The following is a 5,505-nucleotide window of genomic DNA, read 5'->3' as shown; positions in this document are numbered from 1 at the left end:
GTGGTCGGATTATTCGATTACGACAACGACAACGACAACGACAACGACAGGGTACCCGGGATCCCGGTCACCACATAAATTCCGATCGCACCCCTGCCCGCCTGCATCATTGACGAAATGAGAATCCGATCTTATTTTCGTCAGGATATACATCCAACGCACCCCGTGCCCCACCCTGTGGGAGGCACTCGCCGCCTTCCCCGCGGTGCTGGTGACCACCCCTTACCCGCCAGCCCGATGGGACAACGGCCTTAGGTACCTTATTCCGCATGATTTTGCACCGCTCAAGCCCCGAAGGGGCGCGATATACCAGCCCAGGGCAACGCCCTGGGTACGACGGATAACAGACCCCAGCCCTGAAAGGGCGTGACATAAGGAACCCCGCCGTTATGTCACGCCCGTTCAGGGCTGGACCGAAAAAACAACGCTAACCCAGGGCGTTGCCCTGGGCTGGTATGTCCGACCCCGTTGGGGTCGGTATGCAACATAAGGTGGAATGGGGGCCTTGGGTGGAACTGCTTCCACCATTGACGTGACCAGGGAAAGGCGATCGACGTCACACCCTGGGCGTCGAGCTGACCGCATCTTCCATGAGCAGAGGCGCGTCAACATTCGGTCGCTCATTGGAAATCTTCGCCTCTTCGGCCCGGAACTGGACAATTAAACGACGTCGTGGCCACTTCCTCGATCTTCTGATACTTCAGATTGATACCGGCGACTTGCTCAAGCAACGATTCCAATGGCTTCATTCGTCTTTCCTCGCGGTTGAGTATCTTAGCTTGATCGCCGCGCTATTTTTGCCCGCCGACCGAGTTGCCGAAGACAATGCCGGTCTGGATCGCGGTCACGGTGGGTACGATCTTATCGAGCATCCGGGCCCAGACCGTCAAACCGGTGGGCGGGACATAGACCACGTCGCCGGGCTCGAGCTGCACGTCCTGCGCCTGACCGGCGATGACCTTGTTGAAGTCGGTGACGAGCAGGATCGGATTGCTCAATGACCCGCGGATCACATGGATGCGCGAGAGGTCCGCATCCGGGGTAAAGCCCTCGGCCAGGGCCAGGGTCTTGGACATCGGCATTTCATCGCGGAACCCGAACAGGGCCGGGGTCTTGACCTCGCCGATGATGTAGACCTCCTTGGACAGGCCCGAGGGGATGTTGATGTAGTCCCCGGACTGCATGGCGACGTCGAAACGCATGTCGCCCTGGCGCAGCAGGCGGACGAAGTCCACCGGCAGCAGCCTGCCCCGGCGGGAGACCAGGGCGTGGGTCAGGTCGGCCAACTCCACCGAACTGGCCCGAAACTGCCCCTTGCTGAGCCCCCCGGCCTTGGCCACCGCGGCGCTGAGGCTGACATCGGTCACCAGGGGGTAGGCACCGGGGTGGACGACCTCGCCGTTGATGACATAAGAGAGGCTGTTGAAGGCGGTCACAATGACCGTGACCTGCGGGGTGAGCAGGTACTGGCGCAGGCTGCTGGTGAGATCGGTGCTCAACTCATCGACGCTGCGCCCCTCGGCCTGGACGTCCCCGACCAAGGGGAACGAAATCTTGCCGTCGGGGCGCACCGGCACCCCTGCGATGCTGAGCTCCGGTTCGTCGTAAACGGAGATGCTCAGGATGTCTCCCTTGCCCAGGCGCGGCACCACCCTGGTCTCGGCGACCACCCGGTTGAGTTCTGCCAGTTGCTCCTCGGTGCTCTGGCGTTGGTCAATCTGGGCGGGCGCGGCCAGGGCTGCCGGGGCTGGGGCCGCGGGTCCCGGTGCCGTGGGTTCGTTGGCGCACCCCGCCGCCAGGACGACGGACAGGACCAGGAACGGGGACAAGGGCCGGCGGCGGTCAACTGGCATGGGGATCAGGATCGGGTTGGGGGTCAGGTGTGGCAGGCGCCGCCGCTTGCGGACGCAAACGGCGCAACCAGCCGCGCCGGGCGGTCCGCGGGGGGGCGGGGTCGAACAGCGGGTCCCCCTCCAGCAACTCCGGGGGAACGTGCGTGACCAGGATGCCGCGGACCTTGGCGCCGCGCTCGTCCAGTAACTCGGCCGCCTCGCGTAACTGTTTGCGCGTCGTCTGGCCGCTACGCGCCACCAGCAGCAGGTTGCCCAGGCTGACGGCGGCCTCCAGCACCGTCTCTTGGGCGCCGATCGGCGGCAGATCGTATACCAGGTTGCGCCCGGATTGGCGCAGGGTATCGAGAATCGTGCGGAATTGGCGGCTGCCCAGTCCGGCCAGGTTGGGGTCCGCACGCGGGACTGTGGGCCCGTCCGGCCCCGAGCCGGGGCGGACGAAGGGCGGCGGGGCACCCCCGGCCTGGTGTTCGATGGCCAGGTCAGAGCGCGGGTAACCGGCGGCGAGCAGGGCCAGATCCGGGGTGCCGGTGCCGCTCAGCAGGGCCGCCACCGCGGCGTCGCCGGACAGGGCCTGGCGTAGCCCGGGTTGGTCCGCGGGCCGACCCAACAAGGCCGCCGGGCGCGTCCCGGCCAGTCGGCGCAGGTCCGCATCCACCAGGATCACCGGGATCTCCTTCAGCGCCAGGGACTGTGCCAGGTTGGTCGCGACCAGGGTGCGGCCAGCCCCGGCATCCGCACTGGTCACCCCCAGACAGCGCCAGTCGGCGGGCTCCAACCGGGTGTCGAGTTCGTTGATCAGGCGTCGGAAGAGATCCGCGACCGGGGCCGCGGGCCACCGCGGGTCCACCAGGGCTGGTGCGCCCGCGGGGACCTGCTGGAACTCCCAGGCGAGTTCGATCCCGGGGATGCCCAGGGCGTCGCGGCGGGTGCGCAGCAGGGGGTCCAGCAACTCCAGGACCAGCACCACGCCGAGTCCCAGCCCCCCACCGAGGATCACCCCGACCATGGCAATGAGCTTTTTCGGCGACTTGGTGGGCTCGGTGGGCGGGCGGGCCGGCTCGAACAGATCGAAGGCCGACTCGTTGCGCCGCATCATCACCGCGGCCTCGTCCACCCGCCCGACCAGGCCGGCCACCAGGTTCTCCGCCGAGGCCATACGCGCCTTCAGCAACTGGAACTCCTTGTCCGCGTCGGTGAGGACCGCGAGCTTGCGGCGGCTCTGCGCGATCGTCTCGGTGAGGGCACCGATCTGTGCCTCACGCACCCGGATGTCACTGGTGAGTGTGCTCTGGCGCAGTTGCAGGTCCGTCAGCTTGGTGTTGGCCGAGTAGAGGTTCTCGGGCGCCCCCTCGTCCTTGCTGTCGGCAATCATTTGCTTCAACACGTCCACCCGGGTCTGGAGCTTGATGACCTTGGGATTCTGCTCCGTGTAGCGGCTGCGCGCCTCCTGCAACTGCCATTCGTAGTCGCTCAACCGGGTCTTGAGTGGATTGCGGTAGACGGAGGACGTGACCACCATCGCGGGCTCGCCCTTCACCGCCTTCGCGACCTCCACCAGGGCCTCCTTGTAGGCCTTGACCTCGGCGGTCTTGGTATTGAGGTCCGCTTCCAGGAGGCTCAGGCTGCCCAGCAGGACCTGCGTCTCGGCATTGAGGTCGGAGACCTGGCGGCTCTCCTTGAAGTTACGCATCTCGGCGGTGACGGTATTCAAGTGCTCACGGGCGGACGCCAACTGGGCGCTGTAGTTGGCGTGGGCGCCTTCGGCCTCCTCACGCCGCAGGTCGCGGCTGCGGCTCACCAGCAGTTCGGCGACCTGATTGGCGATCTTGGCGGCGACCACCGGGTCCTTCCACAGCGCGGTGATCTGAAAGACGTTGGAGTCCTTGGTGATGTTCATCCCGATGGCGGGGCTCAGGGTGCGCGGCGCGGCCTTGAGCCCGAGCGCATCGGACACCGCCTGCAGGGAGCTTGGCAGCTTGACGGTATCGAGCAGGGTCTTGAGATTGTAGTTCTGCAGCTCGAACGGCTTGGACCCGCCGAGCGAGAATTGGTCCTGGCGGGGGTGCAGGATGACCGCGGCCGTCGCCTGCCATTTGGGCTTGACCTGGGTGACCGCGGCGACCAGGAACAGGCCGGCGATGGGCAGCGCGATCCCGATCGCCAGCCAGATGCGCTTGAGGATGCCGCGGGCCAGGCGCTCCAGGTCCAGGCCCGGGCCCTTGGGCGGCTCCGCCTCCTCGCCGCCCATTCCCGGAAAGCCGGGGAAGGGCATGGGGGCCTCGTCGCGGTCCTCGTCGCGGTCTTGCAGTGGGCCCAGTACCGGGCTCAGGTCGAGCGGGGGCTCAACCAGGTCCCAGGCGGTCTCGCCCGGGTCCGTGTGGGAGCCCGCGGCGCGCGCACGCGCGTCCGCCGGGTCCGGCGGTTCGCCGTGCGGCCCGCCTCGACCCTGCCCCGCGAGGCGGTCGCGGATCCGCAACTCCGGGGTCACGGCGGCTCGACCCCGGCGTCGAACAGGCCGCCATGGCGGCGCAGGTCATCCACCACGGTGGCGATCGCGGGCCCGGTGAAGTGCCTCAGCCCCGCGGCCAGGACGTGCTCCAGGGCGAGCTTGCAGATGCGGTTGACCTCGCGCGGGATACCCCGGCTGGCGCGAAACAGCGCGTCCAGCGCCGCCGGGTCGAACGGGAGCTCGCCCTGATAGCCGGCGACCTGGAGGCGGTGGCGCACGTACTCCCGGGTCTCGTCCGCCGTCATGGCCGCGAGGTGAAAGCGCAGGCTCACGCGCTGATCCACCTGGGGCAGGCGGCGCAACCGCTCGCGCAACTCCGGCTGGCCGATGAGGATGACGGTGAGGAAGTTCTGGCGCTCCGAGGCGATGTTGGTCAACCCCTTGACGGCTTCCAGGCAGTGCAGGTCGAGCTGCTGTGCCTCGTCCAGGAGGATGACCAGGTGACGGTCCTGCCCGGCGATCTGCTCGGTCAGCAGCCGCTTGAAGGCGGCCAGACGGCTGTAGCGGTCCGGATAGTCGGCGGCGCGCAGGCGCTGGCCCTGGATTTGGCTCAGGATCTCCAGCAGCAGGTCATCGAAGCCGAGCAGGCTGTTCTCGATGCTGACGCGGGCATGGGTCGCGGGGGCGAGGCGGGCGTGCAGGACGGTGCGCAGCATGGTCTTGCCCGAGCCGATCTCCCCGGTCAGCAGGCCCATGCCCATATTGCGGTCCTCGGCGAGAAACAGCAGGCGTGACAGGGCTTCGGCATGTCCCGCCGACGCGAAGAAAAAGCGCGTATCGCGCGTGTTGTCGAAGGGCGGCGCGGGTGGATTGTGCGCGCTCAGTGGTTGCGCCAAAACACTGGTCATGCCAAGGTTCTGTCCCGTGTGTACCGCGAGGTCAGCCGACATGATGCATACGCTATATCGAGAACGGCGAATTGATTTTCAAGTAAATCAGAGTGTGAACCGGCGTCAAGCCGAGGCCAGACGTCGTTGACAGGGTGCGATCAGCACTGATGTGTTAACGCATATCTCGTAGGGTACGCATCGCGTGCCCACCAAGCTGCGGCGACCGCCGGAGCCGGGTACTACCGCTACCGGACGCTCCCACGGACCGGGCGTCGTTGTCGTTGTCGTAATCGTGGTCGGATTGTTCGATTAC

3 protein-coding genes are annotated in these 5,505 nt (G+C 66.7%); all 3 read right to left on the bottom strand.

Annotation, left to right across the window (positions count from 1 at the left end; translation table 11 throughout):
• Positions 1–791: 791 nt before the first annotated feature.
• The 3 genes from QZY48_RS07260 to QZY48_RS07250 are packed head-to-tail and all read right to left on the bottom strand — an operon-like array spanning position 792 to position 5,210.
• The gene (locus tag QZY48_RS07260) at positions 792–1,853 is read right to left on the bottom strand and encodes a polysaccharide biosynthesis/export family protein (RefSeq protein ID WP_295429574.1); all 1,062 of its coding nucleotides are present in this window, start codon (positions 1,851–1,853) and stop codon (positions 792–794) included.
• Positions 1,843–4,341: a hypothetical protein gene (locus QZY48_RS07255; protein ID WP_295429571.1), complete on the bottom strand. Its 2,499-nt coding sequence runs from the start codon at positions 4,339–4,341 to the stop codon at positions 1,843–1,845. Before QZY48_RS07255 ends, QZY48_RS07260 begins: the two co-directional genes overlap by 11 nt.
• The gene (locus QZY48_RS07250) at positions 4,338–5,210 is read right to left on the bottom strand and encodes an AAA family ATPase (protein ID WP_295429569.1); all 873 of its coding nucleotides are present in this window, start codon (positions 5,208–5,210) and stop codon (positions 4,338–4,340) included. The genes QZY48_RS07255 and QZY48_RS07250 overlap by 4 nt, the downstream gene beginning before the upstream one ends.
• Positions 5,211–5,505 lie beyond the last annotated feature (295 nt).

The organism is uncultured Thiodictyon sp., from assembly GCF_903828115.1.
Classification (GTDB): Bacteria; Pseudomonadota; Gammaproteobacteria; order Chromatiales; family Chromatiaceae; genus Thiodictyon.
Note: the sequence above shows the minus strand (reverse complement) of the source record. Positions and strands in the feature narration are given on the sequence as shown.